This is a genomic window from Metabacillus hrfriensis, assembly GCF_030127205.1.
Taxonomy (GTDB): domain Bacteria; phylum Bacillota; class Bacilli; order Bacillales; family Bacillaceae; genus Bacillus_P; species Bacillus_P dongyingensis.
Genome location: NZ_CP126116.1, coordinates 1,695,026 through 1,713,314 on the forward strand (window position 1 = coordinate 1,695,026; position 18,289 = coordinate 1,713,314).

Annotated in this window: 18 protein-coding genes; 11 read left to right on the top strand and 7 right to left on the bottom strand. The window is 41.4% G+C overall.

All coding sequences use genetic code 11. The features are described from left to right. Positions 1-29: 29 nt before the first annotated feature. Positions 30-455 carry a PH domain-containing protein gene (locus tag QLQ22_RS08375; RefSeq protein ID WP_284016433.1) on the bottom strand — a complete coding sequence of 142 codons (426 nt, stop codon included), beginning with the start codon at positions 453-455 and terminating at the stop codon, positions 30-32. Positions 456-678: 223 nt separating this feature from the next. On the opposite strand from QLQ22_RS08375, the gene ggt reads away from it, so the two are divergent. From ggt to murQ, 6 genes are all read left to right on the top strand, one after another. Further along, positions 679-2,436, top strand: a complete 1,758-nt coding sequence (gene ggt, locus QLQ22_RS08380; RefSeq protein ID WP_223441157.1) for a gamma-glutamyltransferase — start codon at positions 679-681, stop codon at positions 2,434-2,436. A gap of 497 nt (positions 2,437-2,933) precedes the next feature. Continuing rightward, entirely contained in the window at positions 2,934-4,382 is a 1,449-nt protein-coding gene (gene nagE, locus QLQ22_RS08385) for an N-acetylglucosamine-specific PTS transporter subunit IIBC (protein ID WP_223441160.1), read from the top strand. A 229-nt stretch (positions 4,383-4,611) separates the two neighbouring features. Beyond that, entirely contained in the window at positions 4,612-5,796 is a 1,185-nt protein-coding gene (gene nagA / locus QLQ22_RS08390) for an N-acetylglucosamine-6-phosphate deacetylase (RefSeq protein WP_252208474.1), read from the top strand. Next, positions 5,793-6,548: a glucosamine-6-phosphate deaminase gene (gene nagB, locus QLQ22_RS08395; RefSeq protein WP_223441164.1), complete on the top strand. Its 756-nt coding sequence runs from the start codon at positions 5,793-5,795 to the stop codon at positions 6,546-6,548. Before nagA ends, nagB begins: the two co-directional genes overlap by 4 nt. Further along, complete coding sequence (locus QLQ22_RS08400) at positions 6,545-7,270, top strand: GntR family transcriptional regulator (protein ID WP_223441166.1); 726 nt, start codon at positions 6,545-6,547, stop codon at positions 7,268-7,270. The genes nagB and QLQ22_RS08400 overlap by 4 nt, the downstream gene beginning before the upstream one ends. After that, complete coding sequence (murQ, locus tag QLQ22_RS08405; protein WP_223441167.1) at positions 7,270-8,178, top strand: N-acetylmuramic acid 6-phosphate etherase; 909 nt, start codon at positions 7,270-7,272, stop codon at positions 8,176-8,178. Before QLQ22_RS08400 ends, murQ begins: the two co-directional genes overlap by 1 nt. A 233-nt stretch (positions 8,179-8,411) precedes the next feature. Here murQ and QLQ22_RS08410 read toward each other — a convergent pair whose 3' ends face one another. Continuing rightward, positions 8,412-9,212 carry an alpha/beta fold hydrolase gene (locus QLQ22_RS08410; RefSeq protein WP_349654972.1) on the bottom strand — a complete coding sequence of 267 codons (801 nt, stop codon included), beginning with the start codon at positions 9,210-9,212 and terminating at the stop codon, positions 8,412-8,414. Positions 9,213-9,500: 288 nt separating this feature from the next. Between QLQ22_RS08410 and QLQ22_RS08415 the strand changes: the two genes are divergently transcribed. Both QLQ22_RS08415 and QLQ22_RS08420 read left to right on the top strand, forming a co-directional pair. Next, entirely contained in the window at positions 9,501-9,698 is a 198-nt protein-coding gene (locus QLQ22_RS08415) for a cold-shock protein (protein WP_029281940.1), read from the top strand. A gap of 62 nt (positions 9,699-9,760) precedes the next feature. Beyond that, complete coding sequence (locus QLQ22_RS08420; RefSeq protein WP_223441168.1) at positions 9,761-10,102, top strand: zinc ribbon domain-containing protein YjdM; 342 nt, start codon at positions 9,761-9,763, stop codon at positions 10,100-10,102. A 46-nt stretch (positions 10,103-10,148) separates the two neighbouring features. Here QLQ22_RS08420 and QLQ22_RS08425 read toward each other — a convergent pair whose 3' ends face one another. Then, a complete protein-coding gene (locus tag QLQ22_RS08425) occupies positions 10,149-11,690 on the bottom strand; it encodes an FAD-dependent oxidoreductase (protein ID WP_252208478.1) in 1,542 nt (513 codons plus the stop codon). Positions 11,691-11,879: 189 nt separating this feature from the next. On the opposite strand from QLQ22_RS08425, the gene QLQ22_RS08430 reads away from it, so the two are divergent. Further along, on the top strand, positions 11,880-12,014 hold the full coding sequence (locus QLQ22_RS08430; RefSeq protein WP_420828836.1) for an RAxF-45 family protein: 135 nt from the start codon (positions 11,880-11,882) through the stop codon (positions 12,012-12,014). Positions 12,015-12,375: 361 nt separating this feature from the next. After that, complete coding sequence (gene abc-f / locus QLQ22_RS08435; protein ID WP_284016435.1) at positions 12,376-14,253, top strand: ribosomal protection-like ABC-F family protein; 1,878 nt, start codon at positions 12,376-12,378, stop codon at positions 14,251-14,253. Positions 14,254-14,295: 42 nt separating this feature from the next. On the opposite strand, the gene QLQ22_RS08440 is transcribed toward abc-f, so the two are convergent. The 4 genes from QLQ22_RS08440 to QLQ22_RS08455 all read right to left on the bottom strand — a co-directional run bounded on the left by QLQ22_RS08440 (position 14,296) and on the right by QLQ22_RS08455 (position 17,611). After that, on the bottom strand, positions 14,296-14,652 hold the full coding sequence (locus tag QLQ22_RS08440) for a hydrolase (protein ID WP_223441172.1): 357 nt from the start codon (positions 14,650-14,652) through the stop codon (positions 14,296-14,298). Between the two features lie 204 nt (positions 14,653-14,856). Beyond that, positions 14,857-15,651, bottom strand: a complete 795-nt coding sequence (locus QLQ22_RS08445; RefSeq protein WP_223443275.1) for an ABC transporter ATP-binding protein — start codon at positions 15,649-15,651, stop codon at positions 14,857-14,859. Next, entirely contained in the window at positions 15,644-16,615 is a 972-nt protein-coding gene (locus QLQ22_RS08450; protein ID WP_223441174.1) for an ABC transporter permease, read from the bottom strand. Before QLQ22_RS08450 ends, QLQ22_RS08445 begins: the two co-directional genes overlap by 8 nt. A 12-nt stretch (positions 16,616-16,627) precedes the next feature. Next, positions 16,628-17,611 carry an ABC transporter substrate-binding protein gene (locus tag QLQ22_RS08455; protein ID WP_284016437.1) on the bottom strand — a complete coding sequence of 328 codons (984 nt, stop codon included), beginning with the start codon at positions 17,609-17,611 and terminating at the stop codon, positions 16,628-16,630. A gap of 278 nt (positions 17,612-17,889) precedes the next feature. Here QLQ22_RS08455 and QLQ22_RS08460 point away from each other — a divergent pair, with 278 nt between their 5' ends. Then, the gene (locus tag QLQ22_RS08460; protein ID WP_223441178.1) at positions 17,890-18,270 is read left to right on the top strand and encodes an HTH domain-containing protein; all 381 of its coding nucleotides are present in this window, start codon (positions 17,890-17,892) and stop codon (positions 18,268-18,270) included. Positions 18,271-18,289: the final 19 nt, after the last annotated feature.

The following is an 18,289-nucleotide window of genomic DNA, read 5'->3' on the forward strand; positions in this document are numbered from 1 at the left end:
GTGCCGCACGAAAGTTGTGCCGGCACTTTTTAAGGTGTTGAAAGGAAGGGATTTTGCTTCGTCAGTTCACTGAAAAAGCCAGTTTCGTCCTTAGGCAGTGAGACAAGTGCAAATCTCGCGGAGAATTGAGGTCTGGGTCCAATCGGCTTTGCAAAAATGATCTCAAGTCTTTTCAGCGTCCAGGCGGGAGAAGAGAGCGGGTTATTTGAATAGCGGATTTCCTTAATATCCCTTAGAGGTATTTCTTTTTTTATTAATCCGAAGACGATAATCAATTTTTGATTTTCAATAACAAAGTAGGATTTTATTAATGCATGGGCTAAAAAAGCTGAAAGCAAAAAAGGGATAATCAGGGATGGAAGGGATTCAGACCGGAAAAGCAGAAAAAATGGCAGAATGATCAGAAACAGCACAATGGCAACAAGAATCGGATTTTTCTTAACTTGAAAGATCATATATAAAGTCCCCTTTCAAGAATTATTTTAGCACATTTTTCCTTTTTGCTGAAGGTATTGTTATCTAGTTTTCATACCATACTAAATTCCCTATAGAGTGAAATCAGGAAAAATAAGGATAGGACGAACGGACTAATATTCAGATAATTCTGACGTATTGCTTGATTCTCTATTTTCTTTTACATATGGTAGAGATGAGATTCTGCTTATAAGGAGGAAGGTTATGAAAAGAAGGTTGAGTGTTTTCCTGATTGCGATCTTGCTTGCTGGAGGATTTCCGGTCAGTACAGAGGCTAAGAAGCCGGAAAAGAAAGAGGAATACAGTCAGGTCGATGTTGGACGGGACGGCATGGTGACAACGGCCCATCCGCTGGCATCTAAAATTGGAGCTGATGTTCTTAAAAAGGGCGGAAATGCGATTGATGCAGCTGTTGCGATTCAATATGCGCTGAATGTGACAGAGCCGATGATGTCCGGAATTGGCGGCGGCGGTTTTATGATGGTGTATGACGGCAAAACAGAAGAAACAACGATTATTAACAGCCGCGAGCGGGCGCCTGCAGGAGCGGCGCCAGATATGTTTCTCGATGAAAACGGAGTTCCGATTCCTTTTTCAGAACGATACAAAGGCGGAACTGCAGTTGGAGTGCCAGGGACGCTGAAGGGATTGGAAACGGCTCTGGACATGTGGGGCACGCGATCAATGAAGGAACTGATCAGTCCTTCGATTCAACTCGCTGAAAAGGGTTTTAAAATTGATTCGGTTTTAGCAGCAGCGATTTCAGACAATGCTGATACGTTATCCGCTACTGCTGCAAAGGACGTCTTCCTTCCAAAAGGTACACCGATAAAAGAAGGGGACAAGCTTGTTCAAAAAGACTTGGCGAAAACCTTTAAACTGATTCGTTCAAAAGGAACGGATGCGTTCTACAAAGGTGAAATCGGGCAAGCTCTTGCCGGCACCGTACAGGATTTTGGAGGCTCCATGACGCCGGATGATTTGAAGCGATATAATGTCACAATTGATGAACCAATTTGGGGTGAGTATCAGGGGTATAAAATTGCAAGCATGCCGCCTCCAAGCTCAGGCGGAGTTTTCTTGCTGCAGATGCTGAAGATCCTCGATGATTTCAATTTGTCTCAATATGACGTGCGTTCGGCTGAGAAATATCATTTACTGGCAGAGGCCATGCATCTTGCCTATGCTGACCGTGCAGCCTATGCCGGTGATCCTGAATTCGTAGATGTGCCAGTAGATGGACTGCTCCATCCGGATTACATTGCCAAAAGACAGCAGATGATCAGTCTTGATAAAGTTAATCCAAATCCTCAAGCGGGTGATCCGTGGAGGTACGAAGAAGGTACTGCCGACTATGAACAAACAGTGCAGCCAAATGATAGGAAGTACGGAGAAACGACTCACTTCAGCGTGACAGATAAATGGGGAAATGTCGTCTCTTATACAACAACCATTGAGCAGGTTTTTGGAACCGGCATAATGGTTCCAGGATATGGTTTAATGCTGAACAATGAACTCACTGACTTTGACGCTGTTCCGGGCGGAGCCAATGAAGTTCAGCCTAATAAACGTCCCCTCAGCAGTATGACTCCAACCATTGTATTTGAAGATGATAAACCTGTTTTAACTGTCGGATCTCCTGGAGGACCAACGATTATCACATCCGTGCTTCAAACGATTCTTCACACTATCGAATATGATATGGAACTAAAAGCAGCAGTTGAAGAACCTAGGATCTATACGAATAATCTGAATTCGTATCGGTTTGAAAACGGCATCTCTTCAGACCTCATCGCTCGCTTAAATCAAATGGGTCACCGGTTTGGCATAAACCCTGTTGTCATTGGCAACGTGCAAAGCATCCTGATTGATAACGAAAAAGGAACATTTAAAGGAGTAGCCGACTCAAGCAGAAATGGCGCTGCAATCGGCGTTGATCTGAAAACGAAGAAAGATAAGTAAGAGAATGCAGCACCCTATTGGAGAGGGTGCTGTTTTTTTGTTTTCAAGTTAACTTAGGATTTTGCGGAAGTTCACAATTTTACGGAATTAATTCGAAATGTATGGGAATTATTTCTAAAAGTCTCGGAATTAAATTCAAAAGTCTCGGAATAAAGGGGTAAAGTCTCAGAATTGTTTTGGAAAATCAATAAGTCTGGGAATAGAGGTAGATAATTTCGGAATTGCGTGGTAAGATCATCCTTTATTTTAAAGGATTTAAAGCAACTCGGTGACTTTGCCGGCTAGTAGTATTATTTCAAGAATCTAGCATATTTTAAATATAACATTTGATTTATGCTCAAAAATGGTTTGAATTGTAAAAAAAAAACAGATTAACTGGTATAGATAACTAGTTGAATCCGTGGTATAGTGAAATTGAAAACGAATACAAGGAGTCGTCTTCATCAAGTAAATCTAAATCCTTTATTATCCTATACTTTATTTTGGAGGAATGTAAAATGATGAAATATCTACAGAAAATCGGCCGTTCATTGATGCTGCCTGTAGCAGTATTGCCGGCTGCGGCGATTCTGATGGGAATCGGTTATTGGATCGATCCTGCAGGCTGGGGAGCAGGGAATCCGATCGCAGCATTTTTAATAAAAGCCGGATCTTCTATTATTGACAATATGGCGATTCTTTTTGCAGTTGGAGTAGCACTTGGAATGTCAAAAGAAAAAGATGGTTCTGCCGCTATGAGTGGTTTGGTGGCTTACTTGGTTATCACAACGCTGCTTTCAACAGACTCAGTAGCGATGCTTCAAGGGGTTGACCCGGAAAATGTCAACGCTGCTTTTGCTAAAATCGGAAATCAATTTGTTGGGATTCTTTCAGGTATCGTAGCATCCATTATGTACAACCGTTTTAGTCATGTACAATTGCCGGCTGCATTATCTTTCTTTAGTGGAAAACGTTTAGTTCCTATCATGACAGCTGTTTCTATGTTGCTGGTTTCAGTAGTATTGTTCTTCGCATGGCCTGTAATCTTTACTGGATTAGTTGCTTTTGGAACATGGATCAGTAAATTAGGATTTATTGGTGCAGGATTATATGGTTTCTTCAATAGAATTTTAATTCCTACTGGGCTGCATCATGCTTTAAACTCAGTGTTCTGGTTTGATGTCGCTGGAATTAATGACATTGGTAATTTCTGGGCAGGAACTGGAACTAAGGGAATTACAGGAATGTATCAAGCTGGGTTCTTCCCAATTATGATGTTTGGTTTACCAGCCGCAGCGTTAGCAATGTATCATACTGCAAAAACGAAAAGAAAAAAACAGACGGCATCGTTGATGTTAGCTGCAGGTTTTGCTTCATTCTTTACTGGGGTAACAGAACCGCTTGAATTTGCATTCATGTTTTTAGCTCCGGCACTTTATGTTGTCCATGCAGCCTTAACAGGTCTTTCATTAGCTGTTGCAGCATTTTTCCATTGGACAGCAGGATTTGGTTTTAGTGCAGGATTTGTTGACTTTGTATTAAGTTCAAGATTACCGTTAGCTAATCAGCCTTATATGTTGCTTCTGCAAGGACTTGTGGTAGCGGTCATTTATTATGTATTATTCAGATTCTTAATTACAAAATTCAATTTGGCAACGCCTGGAAGAGAAGAAGATACAGATGAAGGTACAGTAAGCAGTGATTCATCTCACATAGAAGGCTCTAAGTTTGCAGTAATGGCTGCCAAGATCTATGATGGCCTGGGCGGAGACGCAAATGTAACGTCTGTAGACAACTGCGTGACTCGCTTAAGAATTGAAGTGAAAGATATGAATGCAGTAGATCAGAAAAAGATTAAAGATACGGGTGTACCGGGAATTAATATTGTCGGAAAAAACAGCATTCAGGTAATCGTGGGTACACAAGTACAGTTTGTAGCTGATGAAATGGAAAAAATAAGAAAATAATTGAGAATAGATGTTTAAACTGAATATTATTCAATAAAGCTATTCGTTTTAAAGTGTAATTATTTTCTCTAAACATAAACTCCCTCCAATGACAATTGCTTGCTTAAATCATAGGAGGGAGTTTTAACTTCCAATCCATATAATACAAGTGATCTCAAGATACTGGTATAGACAACTAGCTGAATGGGTGTTATAGTAAGTCTGAGAATAGATGCAAGGAGCTGTAACCATGCCGAAAACCTATATAACAAACGCAAAATTATATACAGGTGAAGTCGTTTACCAGAACGGTTTTATCCTCATTGAAAACGATAAAATTATTGAAGCTGGGGACTTAGCTGAAATGACTGAACCTAAACCTGAAGATAAGGTGATAAATCTTAGAGGCAGTGCTTCCATTTTGCCGGGTTTTATTGACATTCATATCCACGGTGCAGATGGTGCAGATGTGATGGATGCGACAAAAGAAGCGATTTTAACGATGAGCAGAGCTCTTCCGAAAGAAGGGACAACGAGTTATCTCGCAACAACGATGACTGCAGATCGAGGAGAGATTACGGATGCCCTGAAGAATGCAGCTGATTATATCAAATATGAAAATAATGAAGGAGCAGAAGTGCTTGGTATTCACTTAGAAGGTCCTTTTCTGAATCCAAAGCGTGCAGGTGCCCAGGCTCCAGGCAATATCATTGAACCATCATTCGAACTTTTTAATAAATGGCTGGAAGAAGCAGAAAATTATATTAAGCTGGTCACACTTGCACCAGAACGCAAGAATGGATATGAACTGGCCCGGCATTTAACATCTGCGGGCATAACGGCCTCAATTGGCCATAGTGATGCCGTCTATTCAGAAGTTGAAAAGGCTGTCGAAAGCGGCGTGAAGCATGCCACACATCTGTTCAATGGAATGAGAGGTATTCACCACAGGGAACCAGGTGTAGCAGGTACTGTGCTAATGATGGATGAAGTGAAAACAGAAATGATTGTGGATGGTATTCACATTGCCCCTGAAATGGTGAAGTTTGCTTATAAAGTAAAAGGCAGTGAGGGAACTATATTAATTACAGATGCGATGAGAGCTAAAGGTCTTGGAGCAGGCAAATATGACCTTGGCGGGCAAGAAGTAACGGTTGATGCGGACAGGGCGACGCTTGCTGATGGTACTCTTGCAGGAAGTATTTTGACATTTAGAGACGCTGCAGTGAACATGATGAATTATTCAGGCTGTTCACTAGAAGAGATTGTAAAAATGTCTTCCGTTAATCCTGCTAAACAAATCGGCGTTTATGACCGCAAAGGTAGTCTATCAATCGGAAAAGATGCTGACATCGTCGTACTCGATGAAAATTATGAAGTGCTGATGACGTTTTGCAGAGGCAAAATCTCTTTTACAGGAAGTGTTGAACAATGAAGCTAATTGAAGCAAAAGATTATCACGAAATGAGTATGCTCGCAGCAGGGGTTATATTGGCTCAAATCAAGTCAAAACCTGATTCTGTGCTTGGTTTGGCAACTGGCGGGACTGTACTTGGCACCTATCAGCAGCTGATTTTAGATCATCAGCAAAACAAAACAGCCTATCAGCATATTAAAACGTTCAATCTTGATGAATATGCAGGCTTATCAAAACAAGATGAAAACAGCTATCATGCATATATGAAGAAACACTTTTTTGATGAGGTCAATATTCCTTCTTCTCAAACCTTTCTTCCAAACGGGGAAGCACATGATATGGAAGCGGAATGTAAGAATTATGATCGAAAAATTGAGGAATTTGGCGGAATCGATCTTCAGCTTCTTGGCATCGGTCAAAATGGGCACATTGGATTTAACGAACCGGGAAGTTCTTTTGAATCGAATACTCATTTAGTTGCTTTGGAACAGTCAACCCGCCAGGCAAATGCCCGCTACTTTGATTCAATTGAAGATGTACCAACTCATGCAGTAACAATGGGGATCGCTACAATTATGAAAAGCAAAAAAGTGCTGCTTCTCGCTTCAGGATTGCAAAAATCATCTATTTTATATGATCTGTTTCATTCAGATGTTACAAGCTCCATACCGGCAACGATTTTAAGAAATCATCCGGATACAATCATCATTGCTGATCAAGAAGCATTGTCAAAATTGCATCAAGATGAAAGGAAGATGTTTGCCAAATGATTCAAAAGAATTCTCCGCTCCCAATTTATTATCAGCTTGAAGAAGGAATAAAAGAAGCCATTCAACAACAAGAATTAATACCTGGTGAAATGATTCCTTCAGAAAGAGAATACGCTGAAAAGTATGGAATAAGCAGGATGACGGTGAGACAGGCTCTTTCGAATCTGGTGAATGACGGCTATTTATACCGGCAGCGTGGAAAAGGGACCTTCGTTGCCCATCAAAAAATTGAGCAGCCTCTTCAGGGCTTAACAAGCTTTTCAGAAGATATGCGTTCGAGAGGACTTGAACCGAGCACTCGCGTCATCAGTTTTACTGAAGTTGAAGCCAGTCATGATCTTGCTGCCAAGCTTGAGGTTGAAGCAGGGGCTCTACTCTTTGAATTGAAACGTGTGAGGCTTGCTGATCAGCTTCCAATGGCGTATGAAATGCTATATATATCAAAAGAGCTTGCACAAGGACTAACGAAGGAAATAGCAGTGAACTCCATTTATGATTATGTAGAAAATAAGCTTGGATTAAAGATACAGCATGGAAGACAAGTGCTGGAAGCCTCCATTGCCAGAAAAACGGAGGCTGAGATGCTTGAAGTTGCTGAAGGCGCACCAGTACTGCTGATTGAACGGAGAACCACGCTTGATACAAACAAACCGTTTGAGCTCGTCAGGTCCGTCTATCGCGCAGATCGCTATAAATTCACAATTGATATGGAGCGATTATAATGGTGCGTAAACCAACCGAAGAGAGAAATGAGAGAACTTCGCTTATTGATGAAATGGATTCCCTTCAGATTGTGGAAATGATGCACAAAGAAGATTCAGCAATAACGGCGGCAGTAAATGAAGCATTGCCGCAAATTGCCAAAGCTGTTGATGCGGTCGTGAAGCGATGGAATAAGGGAGGAAGAGTCTTTGTAATTGGTGCGGGAACAAGCGGCAGAGTCGGAATGCTTGATGCAGTGGAGCTTGGCCCAACCTTTTCAGTAGAAACCGGCAGATGGACTGCCATTGTATCTGGCGGAAATGAAGCGATGTGGCAGCCGCTTGAAGAGACTGAAGATGATGAAAGCGTTATTCGCAATGAGCTTCAATCCTATCAGTTAAACACATCTGATTGTGTAATTGGACTTACGGCCAGCGGTTCCACACCGTTTGTTAAAAGCGGTCTGTCTTATGCAAAAGAAGTTGGAGGATGCACAATTTCCATCAGCAACAATAAACATACTGACGTTTCCAAAATAAGTGATGTCTCAGTTGAATTGTCAACTGGTCCTGAAGTCATTAGAGGTTCCACAAGGCTGAAAGCGGGCACAGCCCAGAAAATAGCGCTTAATATGATATCTACTGCCGTGATGATCCGGCTCGGAAAAGTGTATCAAAATGAAATGGTGGATATGAAACTCATTAATTTGAAGCTGAAAAAGCGGGCTGAAAATATATTAATGGATTTGACCGGAATTAATGCTGAGGCAGCTGAATCTGCCATGCATCAAACACATTACAATTTAAAAGAAGCGATCTTTATGACTGTAACTCAATCTTCACATGAACAAGCTGCAGTTTCTATAGAACGGGCTGAAGGGAAACTGAAACAGGCGATACAGTATTTTTTCGATAAAGATAAAAAGTAGAGGAAATCATTCCTTAACAGTTTTAAGTCATTTACAAAAGATTTAAAATTAGGCTACTGTCTTCGTCTTAAACATGAACATTTCGGTAAGCTTGATTATGGTACAAACAGGAAATGGGGCAAAAAGAAGGAGACAAGGTTCTTCCAATTAATCTCTTCTAGGGAAGTGCAGAGAATCTGCTTTTGGATGGAAATTGCTAAAAAAAGCTCGGACTTATTTAGTCCAAGCTTTTTTTATATAACAAACTTTAATGAATTTTTTTCCTTTATAAACTGAATTGCGACTGCATTAAATTGCTCAGGCTGGTCGGTATTGCAAACGTGGCCTGAATTTTCTATGTAAATAACTTTGACTTCTTTATGTGAAGCTGCAATTTCCTTAACGGCAGACAAAAATAAGTGGTCTTCATCACCCATCACAAAGAGTGTCGGAATCTCGTGGAAATCCTTCTGAAGCTCCTTTAAATATGGATTCACAAATCGTGTCAGTGAGAACCACTGAATAAATTCATTCTGGCACATTGTCTGTGCTTGAGAGATAAACATTGACCGTGCTTCTTTATGATTGGAGTAAGGCATGATGATCCAGGCAAAGAAAGCATACAGCCACATGTACGGCAATATCCGTTTCCCCAGGCTGCCGAGAATGAGCAAAAAACGGGTAAAAGCATTCAGCTTAGTGATGGCTCCTCCTAATAGCATAGAAGAAATCAGAGCAGGCCTAAGCCTCGCAGCTGACTGGATAACAATCGTTCCAAGAGAAATACCTGCAAAATGGGAAGAGCTGATATTGAGGTGATCGTGAACATCAATGACTTCCTGAGCAATCTCAGTGAAATCATCCCCTTTTTTCCACATTCCTTTTTGTGATTTGCCATGACCTCTCAGATCGATCAGCAAAATATTAAAATGAATTTTAAATTCGCGTATTTGTTTGTACCATATCGCAGAACTCCCGCCGGCTCCGTGGATAAACGTGACCCACGGCTTCTGCTCATGATTCCGAAGTGTCCGGTAATATAAAATGTTCTGCACCTGCAATCTTTCATTTAATTGGAACTTCCATCTTAATATGTTTAGAGAGTGAATGTGAAGCAGATTGCTAAATTGTAAGAAAAGCGACACATTTCGAAGTTGTTCAAAAAATTGGATAGCAGCCTAAAAAAATATGAGAAACGGTTGCGGGCTGAGGCCCAATTTGCTATACTAAGAGTAATTATTTTTGTTCGTAATATGATTAAAAAGGCATTCGTCTTGAAGAATATTATCTAGAGCAGGGATAGTAATACAATTGTGCGGATGACGCACGAGGAGGATACACACATGTTACAAGGTAAAGTTAAATGGTTTAATGCAGAAAAAGGTTTCGGTTTCATCGAAGCAGAAGGTCAAGAAGACGTATTCGTACATTTCTCTGCTATTCAAGGCGAAGGCTTCAAAAGCTTAGAAGAAGGCCAAGAAGTTACTTTCGAAATCGTTGAAGGCGCTCGTGGACCACAAGCTGCTAACGTTCAAAAGTAATTGAACGAAAGGACTCCCATGCCGGGAGTCTTTTTTTATGCATAAAAATTGGAGGTGGAAATATGCACGAATTGCCAAATTGCCCAAAGTGTCAATCCGCTTATACGTATGAAGACGGCAGTCTATTTGTCTGCCCGGAATGTGCTTATGAGTGGACAGCAGATGCGGAAACTGAAAGTATGGAAGATCAAAAGGTTGTTAAAGATGCAAACGGAAATATCTTAAATGATGGTGATTCTGTTACAGTCATCAAAGACCTCAAAGTAAAAGGAAGCTCATCGGTTATAAAAATAGGAACAAAAGTAAAGAGTATCCGTTTAGTGGATGGAGATCATGATATAGACTGCAAAATCGACGGTTTTGGTGCGATGCAGTTAAAATCTGAATTTGTTAAAAAGGTTTAAGTGCAGCATTGAAAAAGGACAAGAATGACTCTTGTCCTTTTTAAGTCTATTCAGATTCAGCATCCAGTACTTTCAGAGGCTTATCTGCAGGTCCCTCGATCACCTCTCCGCTGTAAGAAAACCTGGATCCATGGCATGGGCAGTCCCACGTACGGTCGCCGCTGTTCCATCCTACTTCGCAGCCTAAATGAGTGCATGTCGTATCAACGAGATGGAGTACGCCATGTTCATCTTTATAAGCGCCGGCTTTTTTACCCTGAAACATGACCGCGCAGCCTTCATTTACTTTAAGATCTTCAGGTTTTTTGGATGGACGTTTGAGCTTGCCTGAGATTAAATGCTTGGCTACGTCCGCATTTTGTTTCAGAAACTCTTTTACACTCGGATCGGATTGGAAGCGGGATGGTGTAAAAAGATCAAGGTAGCGGGATTCTTTTTTCACGATCAAGTCCCTCAGCAGAATGGCAGCAAAGGTTCCGTTTGTCATGCCCCATTTATGAAAGCCTGTTGCAGTATAGATGTTTTTTTTGTTTGAAGTAAGATTTCCGATGTACGGCACCTTATCAAGAGTATATAAATCCTGTGCCGACCATCTATGTGTGATGTCATTTAAGCCGAAAACTTTTTCTCCGAATGATTCAAGGTTTTCATAAAGCTTATGCGTATCGTTTACCTGACCTGTTTTATGGCCCTCTCCTCCGATAATGACAAGCTCCTCTCCGCCGTTTGCTGCAGAACGAAGCGAGCGTTTTGGTTCGTCCACACTTAAATACATTCCACCTGGATAGGGCTTATCGGTCATAGCACTTAGTACATACGAGCGCTCTGCATACATTCTTGCAAAGTAAAATCCATTCCCATCATAAAAAGGAAAATGCGATGCTGCAATGACATGCTGACAGGTGATTTCAAATCCTTCATTCGTAATCAGCTTCGGTTCATCTTCTGTTCCTTTTATATCGATAATCGCTGTATTTTCAAAAATTTGAACACCAGTCTGTGACATTTCCTGAAGCAGGGTATGTAAGTATTTCAAAGGATGGAATTGGGCTTGATTTTTTACGATCAGCGCACCCTGGATCTCGATATCAATCGGAATGGTATCTGTATATTCATATGGAATGCCAAGAGTATCATAGGCTTCTTTTTCTTTTTGCAGTTTTTTTAGTGAGTCATCTGAAACGGCATAAAGAATTGCGTCTTCATCAGAGAACCCGCAGTCAATCTTCTTATCATCAACCATTTTGCGAATAAATTCGAGACCGCTTTTATTTGCTTCGTAATAATGTTTTGCTCCATCAGCGCCAAAGTGCTGAATAAGCTCATCATAAATAATATCATGCTGCACGGTTATTTTTGCAGTGGTATGGCCGGTTGTCCCGTTTAACACTACGTCTGAATCGACTAATGCTACTGAAAGTCCCTCTTTTGAAAGTAAATAGGCAGAAGTAATCCCGGTGATTCCTCCGCCAACAATCGCCACATCTACATTCACATGTTTTGAGAGCTTCGGAAAAGATGGCAGCTCGGCAGAATCTCTCCAGTAAGGCTCTGGAAATTTAGGCAGCTTTGAATTCTGATTCTTCAAATGGATCCCTCCTTTATTTAACAATTATCCTGTATTTATGAATAGTAAACTTTTTTAATAATCTCTGATGAAAGTTCCATTTTATGATTTCCATAAAATACAAATAAATGTATATAAAATAATTAATTGATAATTTTGACAGTCATCGGTTATACTTGTAGTAACTTAAAGAACGGAGGTGGATAAGAGATGATGAGTTTGAAAGTGTCGCACGGTAAAGAGTTGTCATACCTTTATTTATGTCGTGCAATTTTTCATGCAATTGTGATCAACGGGATACGTATGCCCTTTTTTACTAATTGCATAGGCACAATCAAACGTTAAGAAGATTCTCTTATCCATTCAATTAAAAGTGATGCGGAGAGCTTATTAGCTCTCCGTTTTTTATGTCATCAATGTCTAGCTGCACCGCCTAGCTCCCCGGTCAGAAACGCTCCGCCAAAAAAGTCAAAACAGGACTTTGGCGGATCCTTATCTGCCATGTCTGCGCTGAGCAAGGCGGTTTCGCTTTTCGATAGACCAGGATAAGCAGGAAACTGTTTCTTTCTGGTCTTTTTTTAGTTTTAAGAATTACAGAGCTATGCGCATCGATGTCTAGCTCATGGCCCAACTCCTCGGCCAGAACAAATCTGTCTTCCGAGCTAAACGGGCAATTCCGCTTTTTAAATAAAAGGAGATGTTACTTATGACAATATGTTCAGTTCACCAATTAGCAAAATCATATGGAAGCCAGCTTATTTTTGAAAATTTATCCTTTGAAATAAATGAAAATGAAAAAATCGGATTTGTAGGACGAAACGGGACGGGAAAAACGACATTGTTTAAATGTCTGTCAGGAATCGAGCACCCTGACGCAGGAACGATTTCAATCAGAAAAGGGATGAAGGTCGGATATCTCGCCCAAATTCCGTTGTTCCCCGCCGGAACAACGGTTGAGGAGGTTCTGAGACAAGCTTTTGCCGAGTTAAATCTTTTATCGAACGAGCTTGCACAGCTTGAAATGGAGATGTCTGAAACAGAGGATCCTGATAAATTGGAAAAAACAATTGCACGATATGGCATTTGCCAGGAAACATATGAAAATCAGGGCGGATATGAGATGGATGCCAAAATCAGCGCCGTTGCAAACGGGCTTCAGCTGCAGCCCCTTCTGAAATCGGATTTTGACAAAATCAGCGGCGGAGAGAAAACAAAGGTGTCCCTTGGTCTGATGCTGCTTCAGGCACCCCAGATCCTTTTACTTGATGAGCCGACTAATCATCTTGATATAGCTGCTGTAGAGTGGCTTGAAGGCTTTTTAAAAGAATATAAAGGGACGGTTGTTGTCATTTCCCATGACCGGGCCTTTTTAGATGAAGTGGCTGCAAAAATCATCGACCTAGAAGATGGGGAGGTCACAGTATACCATCACAATTATTCAGGCTTCATTTCGGAAAAACAAAAGAGGCTGATGGCTGAATTTCAGGCTTATCAGGATCAGCAAAAGAAAGTGAAGAAAATGAGAGAAGCCATTAAAAGACTGAGAGAATGGGCTAATCAGGCAAATCCTCCAAATGAGGGACTGCACAAACGTGCACGGAATATGGAGCGTGCACTTGAGCGGATGGAGAAATTAAAAAAGCCTATTTTGAATCACAGGAAAATGGATCTCCATTTTGAAGGGTCTGACCGAAGCGGCAAAAAAGTCCTGACCTTTGAAAAAGTAACAAAAACCTTTGGAAGAAGACTGGTGTTTGAAAATGTCAGCATGCAGCTTTCCTATAAGGACAGGGCGGCAATAGTCGGAGAAAACGGTTCAGGCAAGTCAACGCTGCTGAAACTGGTCATGGGAGAGCATGAGCCTGATGATGCAGGTGTGCGGATTGGCAGCAGCGTGAAAATAGGCTACCTCTCCCAGCAGCTTATTCTCACAGATGCAGAAGTTTCGATCATCGATTATTTCAGGGAAGATTTGTCTATCTCAGAGGACGATGCACGCCATATATTAGCAAAATTTTTATTTTACGGGTCTGCTGTCTTTAAAAAAATGAAAAACACAAGCGGGGGAGAAAGAATGAGAATCCAGCTGGCTAAGCTGATGCAGAAGGATCTTAATTTTCTCATTCTGGATGAACCGACCAATCATTTGGACATTGATTCAAGGGAAGTGCTTGAGGAAGCAATTGAACATTTTGACGGTACCATCCTCGCTGTTTCCCATGACAGGTATTTTCTGAACAAACTTTTCACAAAAACGTTTTGGATTTATGAAAAACGGCTTCATTCATTTGATGGTAACTACTCCTGGGCACGGGAAAAGATGAAGGGGCACTTGGCTGAAAAAGAGGTACCTTCAAGGGAAGTTCCAAAGCTTGCGGTGAAAAAATCAAACGATGTTTTACAGGCTCCAGGATCAGCAGAAATTGAAAGACAGATCGAACAGCATGAAAACGAATTATTCCGGCTTGAAGAACAGATGCTTTCGCTGACTGATCTTGCGCAGCTGATGGAGCTGAACAGACTGAAGGAAGAAAAAGAAAAGCAGATTGAATGGTTATATGAACAGCTTGAAGCGATCAGCTGAATAAAGAAAAGGTCCATTGCCTATCTGCAATGGACCTTTTCTTTATTTGAAATTTTCCACTTCATCAGGATTGTTGGCATGATTGTCTTTTAAAATGCCGTGCTCTTCAATATGGCGTCTCGCTTCCGCGTCTCCAAGCATGTAGATCATGGCATAAATCTTTCTCATTGAATCATCATAAGCTTTATTTTCGGCATCATGATGGTATTCGCGAAACGGAACCTGTGCGCGCTGAAACGTTTGAAAATCCGCAGCACTGTTTTCACTGTAATACGACTTCAATTCATTCAGTTCGGATGGATTTGCAAAAATTTTAAAGCTTGGACTGGATTCGACCGGGTATTCAAGGATTTCTCCGCTGGCAATATCGACAAAATAAGTTCGTTTTTCTTGTTCCATCTTAGTTCAACTCCTTTAGTGGCTTTAGTAAGCATTTACCACTAAAGAGAGAAAGCTAATCCTGAAATGACTAGAATTATGGTAAGTACTAGGGAGCATGAATATTTAGCATCTTGGTCAGAACCAATTCCCAAAAAGACCAACCCGGATGTTACTGTCGAATCATTTTCTGCCATGTCCCCACTGAGGGAGGCGCTTCCTTTTCTAACTAAGCATCACTTTATCAGAAAGAGATCCATTTCCTTTTATTTTCCCAAACTCATTTAAGAGAGCTGTTACGGTCAGTTTTTTCTTCTGCTCGCCTTCTGCTTCAAAGATAATGCGTCCGCTGTCCATCATGATCAGGCGATTGCCGAGATCAACTGCCTGCTGCATATTGTGAGTAATCATCAAGGTAGTCAGGCTGCCGTTTGTGACAAGTTTTTTAGTGAGCTGTGTAATCAGCTCAGCACGTGCCGGATCTAGAGCAGCTGTATGTTCATCCAAGAGAAGAATATCGGGATTTGTAAACGTCGCCATCAGCAGGGAGAGGGCCTGCCTTTCTCCGCCAGACAGCAAACCTACTTTTGCGGTCAGTCTGTCTTCAAGCCGCAGGCCAAGTGATGCAAGCTGTTCTTTAAAGTATTCTCTTCGTTTGGAGGTAACACCGGGTCTGAGTGATCTTTTTTTCACGCGAGAATAAGCAATGGCCAAGTTTTCTTCAATGGTCAAAGCTGGAGAAGTCCCGGCCATAGGATCCTGAAAAACACGTCCAATGTACTTCGCGCGTTTATGCTCGCGGACGAAGCTGACGGTTTTTCCGTTTATGTCTACATCGCCTTCATCCGGAAAGATTCTCCCGGAAATGACGTTTAAAAGAGTCGATTTTCCAGCACCGTTGCTGCCGATGACAGTAACAAAGTCTCCTTTTTGCAGAGAAAGAGAAAGGCCGTTTAAAGCCTTTTTTTCATCTGGTGATCCCTCATTAAACACTTTTTCAATCTGTTTTAATTCAAGCAATTTTGACACCACTCTTTCTCAAGCCGCCTTTTTTCCGCTTCCGCTTGGCAAGCACCTGCGGAACGACAAGCGCTGCAATGACGATACATGCGGTGATCATTTTCATGTCTCCCGTTTCAAGGAAATCGGCTCTTAGGGCGAGTGCAATAATCATCCTGTACACAATCGCACCAATAATGACCGCTAGTGTTGCCCGGATAATGGTTTTCGTTCCAACAAGGGCTTCACCGATAATCACGGATGCAAGACCGATAATGATCATTCCGATTCCCATGCCGACATCGCTGAATCCGGAATACTGAGCAATAAATGCTCCTGAAAAAGCTACAAGAGCGTTTGACAGACCAAGACCAATAATCTTCATCATGTCGGTATTAGCTGAAAAACTTGCGATCATCTTTTCGTTATCGCCGACTGCACGAATGGCGATGCCGACTTCTGTTTTCAGGAAATAATCCAAGACTAACTTGATAAATGAAATAAGGATCAGCATTGCAATAAGAATGGACCATGTTTTAGGAATAAAGTTTTCAAGACCGACAGAAAGAAAGAATGATTGCATGAAAGAGTCAATACCAAGCTGGTTCCAGCCATCAAGCAAGGCAGTAAAGACTGTGCTTTCTTGAAGAAGAGGGACGTTTGACTGTCCCATGATCCGCAGATTGATTGAATACAGGGCAATCATCATTAAAATACCGGAAAGCAGCGGGTTAATGTTTCCTTTCGTGTGAAGGATGCCCGTCAGACAGCCCGCTGCAAACCCTGCAAGCAGGGCTGCGAGCGTAGCGATAAATGGATTAATGCCGTTTACGATCATTGCTGCACATATGGCAGCTCCGGTTACAAAGCTGCCGTCCACAGTTAAATCGGGAAAATCTAAAATTCGAAATGAAAGATAAACACCGAGCGCCATAATAGCGTAAATCAGTCCGGATTCGACGGACGAGAAAAGAGCAGTAAACATGATAAGACCTCCTTAGTCGATAATTTCTGCATCTTCCCATTCTTCTTTAATTTCAACATTCATCGCTTCAGCAGCTTTTTTGCTGATCTGAAGTTTCAGCTTCTGCGGGTATTCCACAGGTATTTCGCTTGCTTTCTTATTGCCGGCTAAAATATCGGCAGCTTTTAATCCCGCTTCATAGCCAATGTCGTTGTAGTCAAAGCCATAAGCTGCAAATCCTCCGCGCGCCACTGAATCAAGCTCTCCTACAAATAGAGGGATATCTTCGCCGCCTGCTACAGAGATAACCGATTCCAGTGCAGAAACGACGGTGTTATCCGTTATGATATAGAAAGCATCCACTTTTCCGACAAGTGCTTCAGCAGCTTGTTTGACTTCCGCGGAAGTTGAGACAGATGACTCCACGATTTCTAAATCAGTACCTTTAATCGCTTTTTCAACAAGATCTATTTGGGCAGCTGAATTTTGTTCTCCTGAATTGTATATCATCCCAATTTTATTGCCTTCAACATTTTCATCAATAAATTTGACCGTACTTGGAACTGCATCCGGATGAGTATCGGTTGTGCCTGTGATATTTGCTCCAGGCTCTTCAAAGCTTTTAACAAGTCCTGCTCCAATAGGATCTGTTACGGATGTAAAGACAATCGGTATATCCTTTGTTGCATTCAGAGCACTTAAAGCACTCGGTGTTGAGTTGGCGAAAATAAGGTCAACGTCATCTCCGACAAAATTGCTTGCGATCGTCTGGCTGTTGTTTTGATCGCCGCCAGCAATTTGAACATCATATTCAACCTTCAGTCCTTTTTCATCAAGCGCTTTTTTAAATCCTTCAAGTGCAGCATCGAGTGAAGGGTGCTCTACAATTTGAGTAACCCCGACTTGATAGGTCTTTTCACTTCCAGCACTTCCCGCTGTATCTTTACTGCCGCAGCCTGCTGCAAGAATCATTCCTGAGATTGCGGCACTCATGCCAAGCTTTGTTTTCCAGTTCATTGTAATACCCCCATTTTTTATTCTACTTTTACGCTTTTATGCTTTTATTCATTAAATTATAACTCATGTTTCGTTTTCTTCAATCATTATTTTCAGATTTAACTGAAATTTCTGCTCTTTTTAGGTCATTGGCAGTATTTTTCGCTTAAGATTCTCCTAATAACTCACAAATTTATAACAAAACAATGAAAACTATATTACAAAATGATTATATGAAACATTCGTCCTAAGACAATATGTATACTTATTTGCAACAGATTGGATTAGGTGGCCGGTATATGAACATTAATGACAGAGCATTAGTCAATCTATCAAGGTTATATTCAAAACTATTAGGTTATTTGCTTGTCAAACGGGATGCGGATGGGAATGTGAACTATCAAATCAGCGAGCTCTCTGAAGAACTAGGCGTTTCAAAGCGATCTGCCATTCAGAAGCTCGATCAGCTCGAGCAGTTCGGGGCTATTCAGTCGAAGAAGAGCGGGGTATGCAGAATTATCAGCACCCGCATTGAAAAAACGCCGATCTGTCTTTGCTATCAGGCGCTTGCTGCCCTAAAAAAAAGTCCGTCGCTTGCCGGCAATCCTGCGAAGCTTGCGGATGAAATGAATGTGAGAGAAAAAGATGCGGAGATGATTCTGCAGCTGTTATCCAAATAGACGGATGAGAAACCTCGGG